Genomic DNA, 14715 nt, shown 5'->3' on the forward strand with positions numbered 1-14715 from the left:
TATTCGACATTCAATAACTTAACATTTAAAGATTTAAGAATTACAATCCGTATGCCTTAAACACATCGGCCACATCCTGTAGGAAGTTGTGTTCCAAAAAGCATGAGATGCGCAGCAAAAGCTCCATATCGATGGAGTTTTGCCGGAAAGTGTAGTAAAGGCTGGTGCGCTCCATGCCAAGCTGCTTGGCGAGCCAGGTAGTTGTGCGGCCTTGCTGCTTCAGTTCCTCGTGAATACGTTGGCCAATGCGCAGGTCGTTCATGGCCAATTTCAATCTTTCATTTCTGTCTTTTTGCATGAAAGGAGAAGCAGCCACCTCAACCTTGATGTCAGGATGATGGCCGAATTCTTCCTGCTGCATGTATGAAAACGTTGCATTAATAATAGGTGTGTCTTGTTCCATTTTTTATGTCTTGCTTATTGTGTTCCATCTCGGAAATCCGCCGGGGAAGCGTATTTCGACTCATTGCTTATGTCAATGCCGCATGAAACTGCAAGGCATAAAAATACGTGGAGTCTATTCTCTATCTTTGTTTCTTGGGTATCGCCAAACACCCTGCTTCAAATTGAAAAATAGCGCCCATGTACAAGACGTGGGCGCTTCACTTTATCTCTCTTGAAGCATTTAAAACTGGCGATTTTAAGAAACAAGAAATAAAGCTATACGCTATCGTCGTATGTCTTAGATATGTAAGTTAGTCATTATGTGCCCATAACAGGCACTTTTCGATTCATTTTCTGTATTTTAATTCAACAAATGGTTACTTTTCACAAAATTGGCTGCAAAAATAAAGATTTTTTTAATAGCATCGTGAAAAACACATAAAAAAATCGTCTACTTTTTTCACAACACGATATTTTTATAACGCGATAGACTTCTCCTGCTTTTTTAGGAAAGCGAAAAATCGCATTTCTACAGGTAAACAATTTTTTTCAAGATTTCGTTTTCAACCTATTGCCAATTCAACTATCTTTGTCCCGAAAATTCTAAACGTTTTGAGTTAAACAATCAATAAAATACAACGAAAATGAAATACAACAGAGTACTTTTGAAATTAAGCGGCGAAGCCCTCATGGGTGAGCAGCAGTACGGCATCGACCCACAGCGTCTGAACGACTATGCCGACGAAATCATCGAAGCAGCCAAGACCGGCGTACAGATTGGCATCGTCATCGGCGGCGGCAACATTTTCCGCGGCCTGCAAGGTGCAAGCAAAGGCATGGACCGCATCCAAGGCGACTACATGGGTATGCTCGCCACCGTCATCAACTGCATGGCTTTGCAATCGACACTGCAAGGCAAAGGCCAGAAAGCCACCTTATTGTCAGGTCTTTACATCGACCGCATCGCCGACACCATGAGCAGTGCCAAAGCCATACAGCTGCTCAACGAAGGCCACATCGTGCTGATGGGTGCCGGCACCGGCAACCCTTTCTTCACCACCGACACTGGCTCAGCCCTCCGCGCCGTCGAAATCAAGGCCGACATCATTCTGAAAGGCACACGCGTCGATGGCATCTACACCGCCGACCCTGAAAAAGACCCGACCGCAACGAAGTTCGACCACATCACCTACGACGAAGCCTACGACCGTAACCTCAAGGTCATGGACATGACCGCCTTCACCTTGTGCAAGGAAAACAACATGCCAATGTACGTCTTCGATATGAACACCCGCGGCAACCTGATGAAGGTTTTGAAGGGCGAAAACATTGGAACCATCGTTACGAAGTGAGGAGTTAGGAATTAGGAGTTAGGAGTATTTTTTTCGCTCATTGAGCTTGTCGAAATGACGATAGTAGAGACGCGATTCATCGCGTCTCTCTTATACAACACAATCAAATCAGAGACGCGACTCATCGCGTCTCACAAAATATATATTAAAATGACATAGAGACGCGATGAATCGCGTCTCTACAAGAATACCCACATGGAAAGGAAACACCATCTGCGCAAAATCAGGAACAAGACCAGCAACAAGTTGGATTACATCCTGTTAGGCATCATCATTGCCGTTGCCGCCATTTTGAGATTATGGAAATTAGGCCAAGTGCCTTTCATGCACGATGAATTCAGTGCGCTCATCCGCACCGATTTCGACAACCTGCACGATTTGGTCACAAAAGGCATCATTGCCGACACCCACCCTGCCGGCGTTCAGTTTTTCCTTTACCTTTGGGTGAAACTCTTCGGATGGAGTGAGTTCTGGGTCAAAATGCCCTTCGCTTTGATGGGTATTGCTTCCATCTATTTGGTTTTCAAGGTCGGCAAGCAATGGTTCAACAACAAAGTCGGTCTGCTTGCAGCGGCCTTCTTTGCTGTCAGCCAGTTCACGGTGTTCTACAGCCAGTTGGCACGGCCTTACATTGCAGGCCTGTTTTTCGTGCTGCTCTTTGCCGTGTTTTGGAACAAAATCCTTTTCGACATCAGGAAGCCAAGCCTTGGCACTTGCATTGGTTTTGCCATTGCGGCTGCTTTGGCGGCATTGGCCCATTCGTTCAGCACCGCGCAAGCAGGCCTCATGTTCCTAACCGGTCTGTTTTTCCTGCCAAAGGAACGACGCAAGGCCTATTGGCTGAGCGGTATGGGGGCTTTGGCGCTTTACAGTCCAAACTTCCCGATTTTCTATCATCAGCTTATCGAAGAAGGCGGCATTGGCGGTTGGCTTACCATGCCGAAATCCACTTTCCTGATTAATTTCGTGCGATATACGATGAACTACTCGCCTCTGTTCATCTTTGCCACAGGCATCATCATCATTCTGCCCATCATCCTGCAACGCCGCCAGAAACGCTCCTACCCCATCCGTTGGGCAGCTGCCGCCTGGTTCATTATTGCCTTCGGGATGGCTTACATCTATTCACTGCTTCGCGAACCGATTTTACAACAAAGCACGATGATTTTCAGCTATCCATTCCTGATTATCATCGCTTTCTCGCTGTTCAAGAACAACACGATGACCAAATTGCAAACCATTGCAGTTATTGCAGTCATTTTATTTGCAGGCACCAGCACGCTCATCACCACGCGCGGCCATTACGAGTTCATGTATCATCAAGGCTTTGACCAGATTGCCGCCAAGATGCAAGACGACAGCAAGCAATACGGCGAAAAGATTCATTTTGCGACGCGAAGCGAAATCGGTACGGCATCAGAGTTTTATCAGGCTCAGACCGATGTGAAAGACCGCATCATTTTCGACCGTTACGAGCACCTCAACAACTTCACGAAATGGATGCACGACAACCCGAAAGCGATGCTCGGCTTCGGCTGGACCGATTATGTTGACCCGATTTGGGAGACCTACGCCGTGGGAAATTATCCGTATTGCCTGTTTGCAAAAGACTGGTTCACTTCGCGATACCTTACATTAAGTAAGACCGGGAACGAAGGCGGAACTTATCTTTTGAACGAACTTCCATTTTCACCATCAGGCTATGCCGAAGGGCAGGAATGGGGGCAGACCGTCACTTTCACGCTCGACTCCACTTTTACCGACATCGAAGCCTTAGGCATGGTTGCCAACATTCACTGCGACAGCATCATCGACAAATGCACCATGGTCATCGAAATCCATGATGCCGAAACCGACACGCTGGTTTTATGGCATGGTTCGCAAGCCGAAGAAGGTCAGTTCCTGCCTGGCGACAATGTAGTTGCCGATGCGCTTCTGCTTGACGACGAATGGATTGATAGAGGCGCAACCGTCAAGGCATACATCTGGAACATAGGCAAATGTCCGTTGACAGTGAGCAAAATGAGTTATTACACCCGCAAGAAAGACCCGATTTTGACGGGATTGTATGATCCATTGAATTAAAATTTCAACCAACATTACGACATCCAAACACAATGAATATACCACAGGGCAATAGCAAAGAAGATCTCAAACAACGAGAGGAAATAATAGACCAAGTGTATCGTCGATGGACAGAAGAAAATCCTGACAAGCGTGTGTATAACCGTTCGTTAAAAGACTATATCAACATTCGCTACCTCTCCATTAGCGAAACCTCACGTCACGCTGCCAAGACGTATGCTTCTACACTAGCAATGCTCCAACTTGATACTATTTTGCGTTATTCGGTCAAATTCGGCAAACCAAAACCGCCCAAGAAAGGCGTGAAAAATCAAGAAATATTCAGCCAAATGCAAGAAATGCACTGTGAACTCGTTGGTTTCGAAACTGTTAAAATGATGGTTGGTGTCAAACGTTCAGGAGAAAAGGTGCAATATTGCATTACCGCCATTTTGGCATAAAAAAAAAGAAATCGACAGGCTGGCTCACAAAGAAGGTCATCGCCAAATTATGGACGTCTGAACTGGACTGTTCCCCTATTGATTTCTGGCGGCAAAATTACAAACTTTTTTGAAACGCCCCATGATTTTTATCTTTTTATACAATGTAAAAACATACACCAATTAAAAAATAGCGAGGAAATCGCTACGGAAAAGAAAAAACATTTATTTTTGTCCGCAAATTTTAGCACACATGACAGAAGATTCTCAATTTGTATTAGACGAAGCCACTGAGAGCATGGACAACACCATCAAGCATCTGGAACACGAATTTCAGAGCATCAGGGCAGGCAAAGCCAGTCCAGCCATGCTGAACGGCGTTATGGTTGAATATTACGGCACCACCGTTCCGATTGAGCAGACCGCCAACATCGGCTGCACCGATGCCAGAATGATTGTGGTTCAGCCTTTCGACAAGAGCGCACTCAACAACATCGCCAAGGCCATTCTGAACGCCAACTTAGGCTTCAACCCGATGAACAACGGCGAAATCCTCCGCATCAGCGTCCCGCCTTTGACCGAAGAACGCCGCCGCGAACTCGTCAAGCGCACCAAGACCGCTGCCGAAGAAGCAAAAGTCGGCATCCGTGGCATACGCCGCAACGCTAACGACGACGCCAAGAAACTGGAAAAAGACACCATCTCGGAAGACGAGTCGAAACAGCTTCAGGAAGAAATTCAGAAACTCACCGACAAATACATCAAGAAGATTGACGACTTGGTCGAACTCAAGTCAAAGGACATCTTGACGGTGTAATGTTTTCTCCTAACGATACAAAAAAAAGCCTGCTTCGGCAGGCTTTTTTTTGTTTCCTGACAGATTGACGCTTTTACCAAAGAGCCACGCGGCCAAGTTTGCCAAGGTCAATACAAGCGGTCTCAGCTCCAAGTGCCTTGAAAGCTCTAATGATAGAAGCATAGGCGATGTTCCTGCCATTCTCTAATTTCGAAACTTGAGCCCTTTGTACACCCATACGCTTTCCAAGTTCCTCTTGGGTCAGTCCCTGTTGCTTGCGGGCTTGCCTAATGGCTTCACCAATACGGTATCCCTCCAAACCTTTTTTCACTTCTTCGTCGTAAGCTTTTCTTTCGGGTGAACCTTTCTTGCCAACATGCTTGTCAAGCATTTCTTCATGTGTGCGGTATTCTATCATAATTATTTGTTTTTAAAGTATTCAATCTTAATGTTTTCCGCCTTTTCAATTTCTTTCCTTGGCGTTTTATTTGTTTTCTTGATAAATCCATTCGAGGCAACGATGAGCGTATCTTCCTCATTATCCCAAAATGACAGCAACCGATAAGCATTGCCACCATACAAAGACCTGACCTCCCATATTTCAGTTCCTTCCAGTTTCTTAAACAGCCTTTCATCCTTCACTCCACCACAAATTAAGTCTATATTGTAATAGATTTTTCTTTGCGTCTTCTCCGGCAGGCTTTCGAGAAAACTCACGGCATCCTTCAGATAAATTGCTTTTGCTTCCACACCTTTTCTATTTCAATTAGACTGCAAAAATAGCAAAACTGTTCCTTACAAGGAAACTTTTTCTGTTTTTTTGGAGAAAAACTTCTATTTTCAAGTACAGATGTTCTCCATTACCACGCAAACAACAGCAGGACTTGTCAGAAAAAGCCAAATGAGTATTTTGAACAAATCAAAAACGGATTCCAAAAAAAATCCTACCTTTGCAAAACTAAAACACTAAATCACTCAAATATGGATAGAAGAGAATTTCTGAAAGAAAGTTTGATTGCCATTGGCGGAATGGCCGTGGCTAGCTCAGGTTTGCTTTCCGCCTGCGTAGGCAAAGGAAACAAGAAGATTGAAGAACTGATTGCCGAAGCGCCAGCGGCATTTTTCGACGACCTGCCGCCTATCGGCAAACTCGGCTTCGGCCTCATGCGTCTGCCACGCCTCGAGGACCGTTCCATCGACATCGAACAGACCAAGCAGATGGTCGACCTGTTCATGCAAGCCGGATTCAACTACTTCGACACAGCCTGGGCTTACGGCGGCAGCGAAGACGCCACACGCCAAGCCTTGGTGGAACGCTATCCGAGAGACAAGTTCATCCTGGCAACCAAACTGGCCGCTTGGGTAAAATGCGAAAACCGCGAACAGGCCATTGCCCAATTTGAGACCTCGCTTGAACGCACCGGCGCCGGATATTTCGACTTCTATCTGCTGCACAACCTCGGCGGCAACCGCACCCATTTCTTCGACGACTACGACTTATGGACCTGGGCTTTCGAACAAAAAGCCGCTGGCAAAATCAAGCACGTCGGTTTCTCGGCCCATGCCACGCCCGAAGAACTGGAAGAGATACTCGTGAAACACCCTGAAGCCGAGTTCGTGCAATTGCAAATCAACTATGCCGACTGGGAAGACCCGACCGTGAAAGCCCGCGAATGTTATGAGATTGCACGCCGCCACGGCAAGCCCGTCATCGTCATGGAACCTATCAAGGGCGGCATGTTGGCCAATCCGCCACAGCCGGTGAAAGAAGTCTTCGACAACGCCGCTCCCGATGAATCGTATGCTTCATGGGCCTTGCGTTACGCAGCTTCGCCAGAAGGCATCATGACCGTCTTGTCAGGCATGAGTAATGTGGAACAGATGGAAGACAACATCCACACGATGAAGGATTTCGACAAACTGACCGACGAACAGGCCAAGGTCATCGATGATGCCTGCAAGGCTCTGGCTTCCATCCCGACCGTTCCTTGCACCAATTGCAACTACTGCGCCAAGGTGTGCCCGATGAACATCGGCATTTCAGGCTCATTCAACGCACTGAATTTCTACACCTTGTACGGCGACATGACCGAAGCCCTCGATCAGGAAGACTTCTATGTGAAAGGCAAAGGATTCAATTTCGCATCGGCTTGCATCAAGTGTGGCAAGTGCGAGGAAGTGTGCCCGCAACATATCAACATCCGCGAGCAACTCGACCGTGTCGTGGAAGTGTTAGGCAAGAAATAAACCATTAAAGAGATTTGATTATGACACTGTTATTTATTGGCACCCAGGAAATCATCATCATCGCCTTGATTGTCCTGCTGCTGTTTGGCGGCAAAAAGATTCCTGAGCTCATGCGCGGCTTGGGCAAAGGCGTGAAGAGTTTCAAGGACGGCATGGACGGCATGGATGAACCAGCCGAAAAGAAAGAAAAGAAAGACAATAATGAGTCAGGAAAAGAAGCCTGAGAATCTTACCTTCTGGGATCATGTTGAGGAACTCCGGCATTGTATTTTCCGAATCCTCATTGCCGCTTTAGTGGCCAGCGTGGTGGCATTCTGTTTCAAGGATGCCATCTTTGCTGTGGTCTTAGCACCCAAAGATTCCGGTTTCGTCACCTACCGCCTCTTTCAAAGGCTGTCGGGTGATGTCTCTCAATTTTCATTATCGCTTATCAATGTGAACCTTGCACAACAGTTCATCGTTCACATGAAAGTGGCATTGTATGTGGGGTTGCTGGCAACATCGCCCTATATAATATATGTGTTGTTCGGATTCATTGCGCCAGCACTGTACGACAATGAAAAGCATTTTGCCGTGCGTGCCGTGACAAGCGGCTACCTGATGTTCATCTTAGGTGTACTGCTTAATTACTTCCTCATTTTTCCGCTCACCGTGCGCTTTCTTGGCTCCTATCAAGTTAGCGACGATGTTGCCAATCTCATCTCGCTCGAGTCATTTACCTCCACCCTGCTCATGCTTTCGCTGATGATTGGTTTGGTGTTTGAGCTGCCCGTACTGAGTTGGCTTCTGGCCAAGATGGGCGTGCTGAAAAGCGCTTTAATGAAACAATACCGTCGTCACGCCATTGTGGTCATCGTGGTGCTTGCCGCCATCATCACCCCTACTGCCGATGCCTTCACGCTGTCGCTTGTGGCCATTCCAATCTACCTTTTGTTTGAGATTAGCGTGCTGATTGTGAAACGGGTAGAGACGTAGCGTGCTACGACAAGAAGAGATTCAGAAACTCACCGACAAATATACATCAAGGAAATTGACGATACAGTGGAACTCAAATCAAAAGACATCTTGACGGTTTAAAAATCAACACTTTTAATAAAAACACTTTTATTCATTAAAAAAGGACTGACCAATGAAATAGTCAGTCCCTTTTGCTATTATGTTATCAACCACACATAACTACCATTACCTTAACACCAAACGGATTCCGATAAGCCCAACTTTATCAGTAGAACCAGCATTTCGACTCGAAACACGGCAATACACATCATCATTCTTGGCAGATCCCCCCCTAAGAACATGAAAATCACCATTATTATTAATCATTGGATTTGTCTGACTCTTATTCGAATACTCGCAATAGTCATCAACACACCATTCCCAAACATTTCCACTCATATCGAATATTCCAAGTTCATTTGGCGACTTCTGAGCAACAGGATGGGTCGTTTCTGAACTATTTCTAATATTCCAGCCCACAGCATCAAGATCATTTCCTCCACTATATTTATAACATTTCCCCAAAACGCCACCACGAGCAGCGAACTCCCATTGTGCTTCCGTAGGAAAGCCGAATTTCAGACCCGTCTTGGCATTTAATTCAGAAACAAAATCACAGGCAACGTTCCAAGAAACAGAATCAACAGGCAAATTATCACCAACAAATTGGACTTGGACATTTAAATCACCCATCACAGCTTTCCACTGAGCCTGTGTTACTACAGTCTTACTGATTTGGAAATCAGACAATTCAACAGTATGAACAGGTTCTTCATCGCCATATGCCATATTATCAAAATTATCTTTCATGGAAGACACTGCTTGAGCACCCATCAAAAATGTGCCACCTTTTACTGGTATCATTTCGAATAAACTTGCAATGTCTTCTAAATTTACGAGTTGAGAGTCAAGCTTCGATTCTCCCTCCGATTCCATCTCTAACTCCTGTTGGAAAACAAACTCCGGCTCTCCTTCCGATTCCATTTCTGGATTCTTTTGGAAGTCAGCCTCCGGCTCTCCATCCGATTCCAACACAGTCTCTGGCAGGATGTCAGCCTCCGGCTCTCCATCTGACTCCAACTCGGTCTCTGGCAGGAAGTCAGGCTCCGGCCCTCCATCCGATTCCAACTCGGTCTCTGGCAGGAAGTCAGAATCTGAATCTCCATCTGATTTCTGTTGTAATCCTATCAGGTGTTCATTTTTACGACAGGTATCGACATTCGTCATAACCTCTTTATAATCAACCAATTCAGGCCTAATAAGCGAGAGTATATTCCTAAAAACGGCTCCAAAACATTCATCCAAATTCGGAAAACTTACAAGCCAGTTTAATGTCATATAGTAATCCTTATTCTGATTATAGAGAGCAGAATTCATAAGACGATAACTCAAAACGGGTTTCCCCATCTCAGTACAAACTTCCAGATTGTGAAGCATGTTTTCATTCATTTTGGCTACGCCAGAAAACACCACAAGCATCATCTGCGATTGACCAATCGCCTCCATCGTAAATGACTCATAGTCAACACCACGCGGAATGTCACGATATGTGACAAAACATTTCACATGACGTTCTTCCAAATAGTGAGACAAAGCTTCCACTATTTTTTGATCACCTGAATCATAGTTAATATATACATCATATTTTTTCATGGCATTATCATTGAGTATTCCAAAGTTTTGGTTTCATCAGATAAAAATACCTTTTTTACCATTTGACTAATCAGCATTGATAAGCATAGATATGTTCTTATATATGGCTTCAAAACACTCATCTGTTTTCGGAAAACTGTCGAGCCAATTCAAAGTCTTATAATGATTCTTATCCTGATTGTAAATAGCAGAATTCATAAGACGATAATTCAGAACAGGTTTCCCCTTTTCAGTGCAAACTTCCAGATTGTGAAGCATGTTTTCATTCATTTTGGCTACGCCAGAAAACACCACAAGCATCATCTGCGATTGACCAATCGCCTCCATCGTAAATGAGTCATAGTCAACACTACGCGGAATGTCACGATATGTGACAAAACATTTCACATGACGTTCTTCCAAATAGTGAGACAAAGCTTCCACTATTTTTTGATTTTCGTCATCATAACTGATAAAAACATCGTATTTCATATAATATATATTAGATTAAACATTTCCTTATATATTCTGTGTAACAACAACATGAGCTTTTTGCACCGTCACACCATGAAAGGTTATATGAGGAACTTTTACTGCTGTTATCACACGCGAACCTTTGCTATAACTCGAATCATTAACAAAAGTAGCTACGACATGAAGATTATCATCATAAGGCATTCCAATCAGATTATCTACCTGATAACCAATAGATGACAATACAGTCCGAACTTGATCTGCAAATAACTTCAACTTATCACAACCATCGCAATTGGAATTCAGAAGAAAAATATTAGAAATATTAGTATCAAGAATGGCCAATCCTTCTGCAATCTGAAAAACCATGCTACGCTCAACATCCAAACTGTTAGCAGAGGTATCCATAGTCAAGACACGAATACAAGCCAACAATTCTGCTTGGATACTTTGGCTTTCTGCTAAAATCACTTTTTGAGACATAACAACATCATTAATAGCTTTAGTATTCCGATTGACACGCCGACGTATGAGCATCCATATTACAATGATAATTGCCAAAAGACAAAGTGCAGCAATTGCACCTATTAAAGTCCTGAAATCAAGAATATCTGCCATTGACAACAACTTATTCCTCATATCAAGATTGGCTTCCGTAACTTTTTCATCAAGCTTCATTTGTTGCTGTTCGCAGTTATCAATAACAATTCTCAATGAATCATGTTGTTTTTGTCGTAAACAATCAACAGCAACAACAGCATTGGAAATATTTTGAATTTCAGCCGAATTTCTTCTACTCTGTTTCTGCAAAGTTCGATAAGAGATAGAGAGTTCCTGCATATTTTTCTCCATCAGAACCATCTTCTCCATCAGATCTGCCTGACATAATTTGATGCTATCTGTTTGGGCATAAATCATATCTGAAAGCACACACAGAATCAATAAAAGAAACAATATCAATACTTTATGCAACTTCATAAATCAAAACATATATCAAATACAAAATTTACCCTGCAAAGGTAAACAATTTCTTTTATAACTTACAAACTTTTTTGATTTTATCTGATATTTTACCAAACGCCCATGACTACGGCATGTAAAGTTCAATTCCATAGCTACGTCTCCAAACCAAATTATTGTTTGTCAAGTCAGGAGACGTTGCACGCAACGTCTCTACAGAGGCACCAAATCAATTAAAACAACATTTTTTTCATTAAGTAACCATTCATAATTAAACTGCAAAAGTATCTTCTCATTTCGACAGACTCAATAAGCTGCAAATCAGGTTGCTGAGCTTCGTTCCCTGAGCTTTGCTTGCTGAGCTTGCCGAAGCATCGAAGGGGCGAAGCATCGAACTAATATGTAAACTAATTTTGCTCACCTACTTACCAAAATATTAGTCATAGACATTCACAACACGAAAACGGAACCTCAACTGAGATTCCGTTTTCGTGTTTCAGTTTTAAGTGGAAATCCATCATATTTTACACGATTTCCACTCAAAACTGCCAAAATTTAGTCAGTTTAAAGTGGAAATCTATGATTTTTCAGGCGATTTCCACTTCAAACTCACCTATATGGATTTTTCGAAAAGGTCGTCCAAAACGACAACCTGCTGGAAAACATTGCTATGCTTTGTCGGTACCAGTCCACAAGTCGTTACAAGCGTGTAATTGATTGATTTTTCAGTCTTTGTCGCCTCAACGAAACGCAACAAACGGCGACGAAGCTGTTCTTCTTCCGATTTTGAAACCTCGTATTCGGAAGTCGAGAATTTCATTTCACAAAGATTTATCATATTGTCGTTGCGGTCAATCAGCAAATCTATCTGAAATTTCACAATCTTATCTTCCTCATCCTTAAAGCTATACGCCCAAGAATACGCATTACTGACAACACCCGAAATGCCCAATTTCCGCTTGATTTGCGGCAAATGCTGCAGGCAGATGCGCTCGAAAGCCAAACCCGACCAAGCATAATGCTGCGGCGAAACGATATTGTTCGACCAGAAATGCGCATCTTTCCTGCCATCCTGCAAAAACTGGAAATAGAAAAGCGTGTAATTGTCCATCAACTGATAAATGGCACCCTTAACCTTGCGGCCCAACATGGTGTATTTCCGAATGAAACCGCATTGTTCTAGTTCACGCAACGCACGTATGAAAGTCTCATTATCAAGCAGTTTCGTCTCATCAAGAATTTCTTTGCGTGTCATGCCAGCCTTTTTCTTAGCAAGCGCAGAAACTATCGTAACATAAGGTGCTGGAAACTTAAAAAGCGACTTGTACAACGCATCAAACTCGTTGGCCAGTTTTGCATCATCAGCAAAAAACAGTCTGTCAATGTTTTGAGCAAGGCTCTCCCCACGCTTCAGATGCGACCAATAAAAAGGCACACCACCCAAAATCATGTAGGCTTCAGCCAAGTCCTTACGCGACAGGTTTACGCCCAAATACTCGGCATACGATTCACATTCATGCAGCGAAAAAGGCTTCAGGAAAATCTGCGACGTGAGCCTGCCATACAAACCTCCATGATTCATGACGATTTTGCTCATTATCCATGAAGTAGCACTGCCACAGACAATTAGCACAATATCCTTACGCATATTAGCCCAGCCGTTCCAGAAATGTTCCAAAGCACTGACAAAGTTGCTGCTCGTCGTGTCCATCCATGGCAATTCATCGATAAAAACCACTTTTTTGTTTTCCTCGGAAGCCTCCAAAAGATGCTCCAACTGATGAAAAGCCTCAAACCAGTCCTTCGGCGTTCGGATTTTTTTTGCACCATACCGTTTCAGGGAGTCCTTAAACTCAGCAAGTTGCTGTTCCTTTTCGACATTCGCAAGTCCCGTATGGGAAAAAGCGAAATGATTGTCGAAGGTTTCCCGTATCAAATAGGTCTTTCCAACACGCCGTCTGCCATAAACCGCGCAAAACTGCGACTCATCTTTATCCAGTAAATCAAGCAGTTCCCGTTGTTCCTTTTCACGTCCAATCATATTGCAACATAATTTTCTGCAAAGGAAAGCAAAAAACAGATACGAAAAGTGGAAATCGTGATTTTTTTACACGATTTCCACTCCAAACTACCGAAATTTAGTCAGTTTGAAGTGGAAATCTATGATTTTTAAGGCGATTTCCACTCCAAACTCACCTATAAGGATTATTTCAGCACATTTTCAATGGCCATATCGAACAAATGGTCAAGCGTCAAGCCGAAGCAACGCGCCTGAGCCGGAATGATGCTGGCCTCCGACATGCCGGGAACGATATTGGCTTCGATGAAGAAAACGCCTTCGTCGCTCACGATGTAATCCATACGCACAAAGCCCTTACATTCAAGTTTTTCGTACAGCATGGCCGTCGTCGCCTTGATTTCGATTTCGATTTCCTCATCAACTTCGGCAGGCGTGATTTCATCGCATTTTCCAGCGGTATATTTCGCCTCGTAATCGAAAAATTCGTTCTTGCTGCAAATTTCGGTCAGCGGAAAAACCATCATTTTGCCATCATATTTCATGGCGCCACAGCCAAATTCACGACCGCTGACAAACTTTTCGCACATCACCTGACCGCCAGCCGCCATTGCCTTTTCCATAGCCGGAACGAATTGTTCCATTGTCTTCACCTTCGACACACCGACACTTGAGCCATTGCAAGTCGGCTTGATGAACAAAGGCAGTCCCAATTCATCCACAATTTGCTGAGCATCATATTTTTCGCCTTCATTGACCAAGACCGAAGGCGACACGTTGACATCGTAGGAAGCCACCACGCGCTTGCAGAAATCCTTGTGGAAAGTCAGGGCGCAAGTGGTCAAATCGGACGAAGTGCAAGGAATGCCCATCAGTTCGAGATACCCCGACAGCGGACCATTTTCGCCCGGCACACCATGAACGGCATTGAAAGCCACATCGAAAACGATTTTTTTGCCATCGACACAGATGGAAAAGTCGTTTTTATCAATGTCGACCTTGGTTCCATCGTCCAAAAGGCCATACCAACCTTTCTTCGAAACCACCAGAATGTAAGACAGATACTTTTCAGGGTTCAGGTTTTTCTTCACCACATGGGCGCTATTGACGGAGATTTCAAACTCACCGGAATCGCCGCCGCAGATAATTGCTACGTTTTTCATATATCGTTAGATTTAAAAATTCAAGATTTAATATTTAAAAATTGGTTGTCAGTTCTCGGTTTTCAGTTTACAGTTTTCATTTTTCGGTTTGCCAAATACTGAGAACCGATAACTGAAGACTGAAAACCAGCCATCAAACTTCTTTCAAGATAAAACTTTCTGTTTCAACGACTTTTTTTCCTATTTTTGT

At 43.9% G+C, this 14715-nt stretch carries 15 protein-coding genes; 7 read left to right on the forward strand and 8 right to left on the reverse strand.

Going from position 1 to position 14715, the window contains the following annotated elements:
• Positions 1-40: 40 nt before the first annotated feature.
• Positions 41-403, reverse strand: coding sequence for a hypothetical protein (locus tag AC06MN_RS10055; protein ID WP_475672240.1), 363 nt, complete (start codon positions 401-403; stop codon positions 41-43).
• Between the two features lie 625 nt (positions 404-1028).
• Here AC06MN_RS10055 and pyrH point away from each other — a divergent pair.
• The 4 genes from pyrH (at position 1029) to frr (ending at position 5057) form a co-directional block, all read left to right on the forward strand.
• The gene (gene pyrH / locus AC06MN_RS10060; protein ID WP_475672241.1) at positions 1029-1736 is read left to right on the forward strand and encodes a UMP kinase; all 708 of its coding nucleotides are present in this window, start codon (positions 1029-1031) and stop codon (positions 1734-1736) included.
• 195 nt (positions 1737-1931) lie between these two features.
• Positions 1932-3821 carry a glycosyltransferase family 39 protein gene (locus tag AC06MN_RS10065; protein ID WP_475672242.1) on the forward strand — a complete coding sequence of 630 codons (1890 nt, stop codon included), beginning with the start codon at positions 1932-1934 and terminating at the stop codon, positions 3819-3821.
• Positions 3822-3853: 32 nt separating this feature from the next.
• Positions 3854-4261, forward strand: coding sequence for a hypothetical protein (locus AC06MN_RS10070; protein WP_475672243.1), 408 nt, complete (start codon positions 3854-3856; stop codon positions 4259-4261).
• A 232-nt stretch (positions 4262-4493) separates the two neighbouring features.
• Positions 4494-5057, forward strand: coding sequence for a ribosome recycling factor (gene frr / locus AC06MN_RS10075; protein WP_475672244.1), 564 nt, complete (start codon positions 4494-4496; stop codon positions 5055-5057).
• A gap of 73 nt (positions 5058-5130) precedes the next feature.
• Here frr and AC06MN_RS10080 read toward each other — a convergent pair whose 3' ends face one another.
• Both AC06MN_RS10080 and AC06MN_RS10085 read right to left on the reverse strand, forming a co-directional pair.
• Positions 5131-5454, reverse strand: coding sequence for a helix-turn-helix domain-containing protein (locus tag AC06MN_RS10080; protein WP_475672245.1), 324 nt, complete (start codon positions 5452-5454; stop codon positions 5131-5133).
• Positions 5455-5456: 2 nt separating this feature from the next.
• A complete protein-coding gene (locus AC06MN_RS10085; RefSeq protein ID WP_475672246.1) occupies positions 5457-5786 on the reverse strand; it encodes a type II toxin-antitoxin system RelE/ParE family toxin in 330 nt (109 codons plus the stop codon).
• Between the two features lie 231 nt (positions 5787-6017).
• On the opposite strand from AC06MN_RS10085, the gene AC06MN_RS10090 reads away from it, so the two are divergent.
• From AC06MN_RS10090 to tatC, 3 genes are read left to right on the forward strand one after another with little or no spacing between them, the layout of a single operon-like run.
• On the forward strand, positions 6018-7283 hold the full coding sequence (locus AC06MN_RS10090; protein WP_475672247.1) for an aldo/keto reductase: 1266 nt from the start codon (positions 6018-6020) through the stop codon (positions 7281-7283).
• A 14-nt stretch (positions 7284-7297) separates the two neighbouring features.
• Positions 7298-7507, forward strand: a complete 210-nt coding sequence (locus tag AC06MN_RS10095) for a Sec-independent protein translocase subunit TatA/TatB (RefSeq protein WP_475672248.1) — start codon at positions 7298-7300, stop codon at positions 7505-7507.
• A complete protein-coding gene (gene tatC / locus AC06MN_RS10100) occupies positions 7485-8258 on the forward strand; it encodes a twin-arginine translocase subunit TatC (RefSeq protein ID WP_475672249.1) in 774 nt (257 codons plus the stop codon). Before AC06MN_RS10095 ends, tatC begins: the two co-directional genes overlap by 23 nt.
• A gap of 207 nt (positions 8259-8465) precedes the next feature.
• On the opposite strand, the gene AC06MN_RS10105 is transcribed toward tatC, so the two are convergent.
• The 5 genes from AC06MN_RS10105 to AC06MN_RS10125 all read right to left on the reverse strand — a co-directional run bounded on the left by AC06MN_RS10105 (position 8466) and on the right by AC06MN_RS10125 (position 14525).
• Positions 8466-9932, reverse strand: a complete 1467-nt coding sequence (locus tag AC06MN_RS10105) for an SUMF1/EgtB/PvdO family nonheme iron enzyme (RefSeq protein ID WP_475672250.1) — start codon at positions 9930-9932, stop codon at positions 8466-8468.
• Between the two features lie 66 nt (positions 9933-9998).
• Positions 9999-10403, reverse strand: a complete 405-nt coding sequence (locus AC06MN_RS10110) for a toll/interleukin-1 receptor domain-containing protein (protein WP_475672251.1) — start codon at positions 10401-10403, stop codon at positions 9999-10001.
• Between the two features lie 27 nt (positions 10404-10430).
• A complete protein-coding gene (locus AC06MN_RS10115; RefSeq protein WP_475672252.1) occupies positions 10431-11363 on the reverse strand; it encodes a hypothetical protein in 933 nt (310 codons plus the stop codon).
• Between the two features lie 595 nt (positions 11364-11958).
• The gene (locus AC06MN_RS10120; protein ID WP_475672253.1) at positions 11959-13386 is read right to left on the reverse strand and encodes an AAA family ATPase; all 1428 of its coding nucleotides are present in this window, start codon (positions 13384-13386) and stop codon (positions 11959-11961) included.
• Between the two features lie 164 nt (positions 13387-13550).
• Positions 13551-14525, reverse strand: coding sequence for a D-alanine--D-alanine ligase (locus AC06MN_RS10125; protein ID WP_475672254.1), 975 nt, complete (start codon positions 14523-14525; stop codon positions 13551-13553).
• Between the last annotated feature and the right edge of the window lie 190 nt (positions 14526-14715).

The organism is Candidatus Limimorpha sp. (assembly GCF_056203535.1).

What these genes read in the sequence shown, in the direction of transcription:
- AC06MN_RS10105 (WP_475672250.1), bottom strand. Translation starts at nt 9,932, where the DNA reads ATGAAAAAATATGATGTATATATTAACTATGATTCAGGTGATCAAAAA.
- frr (WP_475672244.1), top strand. Translation starts at nt 4,494, where the DNA reads ATGACAGAAGATTCTCAATTTGTATTAGACGAAGCCACTGAGAGCATG.
- AC06MN_RS10080 (WP_475672245.1), bottom strand. Translation starts at nt 5,454, where the DNA reads ATGATAGAATACCGCACACATGAAGAAATGCTTGACAAGCATGTTGGC.
- AC06MN_RS10125 (WP_475672254.1), bottom strand. Translation starts at nt 14,525, where the DNA reads ATGAAAAACGTAGCAATTATCTGCGGCGGCGATTCCGGTGAGTTTGAA.
- AC06MN_RS10065 (WP_475672242.1), top strand. Translation starts at nt 1,932, where the DNA reads ATGGAAAGGAAACACCATCTGCGCAAAATCAGGAACAAGACCAGCAAC.
- AC06MN_RS10070 (WP_475672243.1), top strand. Translation starts at nt 3,854, where the DNA reads ATGAATATACCACAGGGCAATAGCAAAGAAGATCTCAAACAACGAGAG.
- AC06MN_RS10110 (WP_475672251.1), bottom strand. Translation starts at nt 10,403, where the DNA reads ATGAAATACGATGTTTTTATCAGTTATGATGACGAAAATCAAAAAATA.
- tatC (WP_475672249.1), top strand. Translation starts at nt 7,485, where the DNA reads ATGAGTCAGGAAAAGAAGCCTGAGAATCTTACCTTCTGGGATCATGTT.
- AC06MN_RS10090 (WP_475672247.1), top strand. Translation starts at nt 6,018, where the DNA reads ATGGATAGAAGAGAATTTCTGAAAGAAAGTTTGATTGCCATTGGCGGA.
- AC06MN_RS10120 (WP_475672253.1), bottom strand. Translation starts at nt 13,386, where the DNA reads ATGATTGGACGTGAAAAGGAACAACGGGAACTGCTTGATTTACTGGAT.
- AC06MN_RS10115 (WP_475672252.1), bottom strand. Translation starts at nt 11,363, where the DNA reads ATGAAGTTGCATAAAGTATTGATATTGTTTCTTTTATTGATTCTGTGT.
- pyrH (WP_475672241.1), top strand. Translation starts at nt 1,029, where the DNA reads ATGAAATACAACAGAGTACTTTTGAAATTAAGCGGCGAAGCCCTCATG.
- AC06MN_RS10055 (WP_475672240.1), bottom strand. Translation starts at nt 403, where the DNA reads ATGGAACAAGACACACCTATTATTAATGCAACGTTTTCATACATGCAG.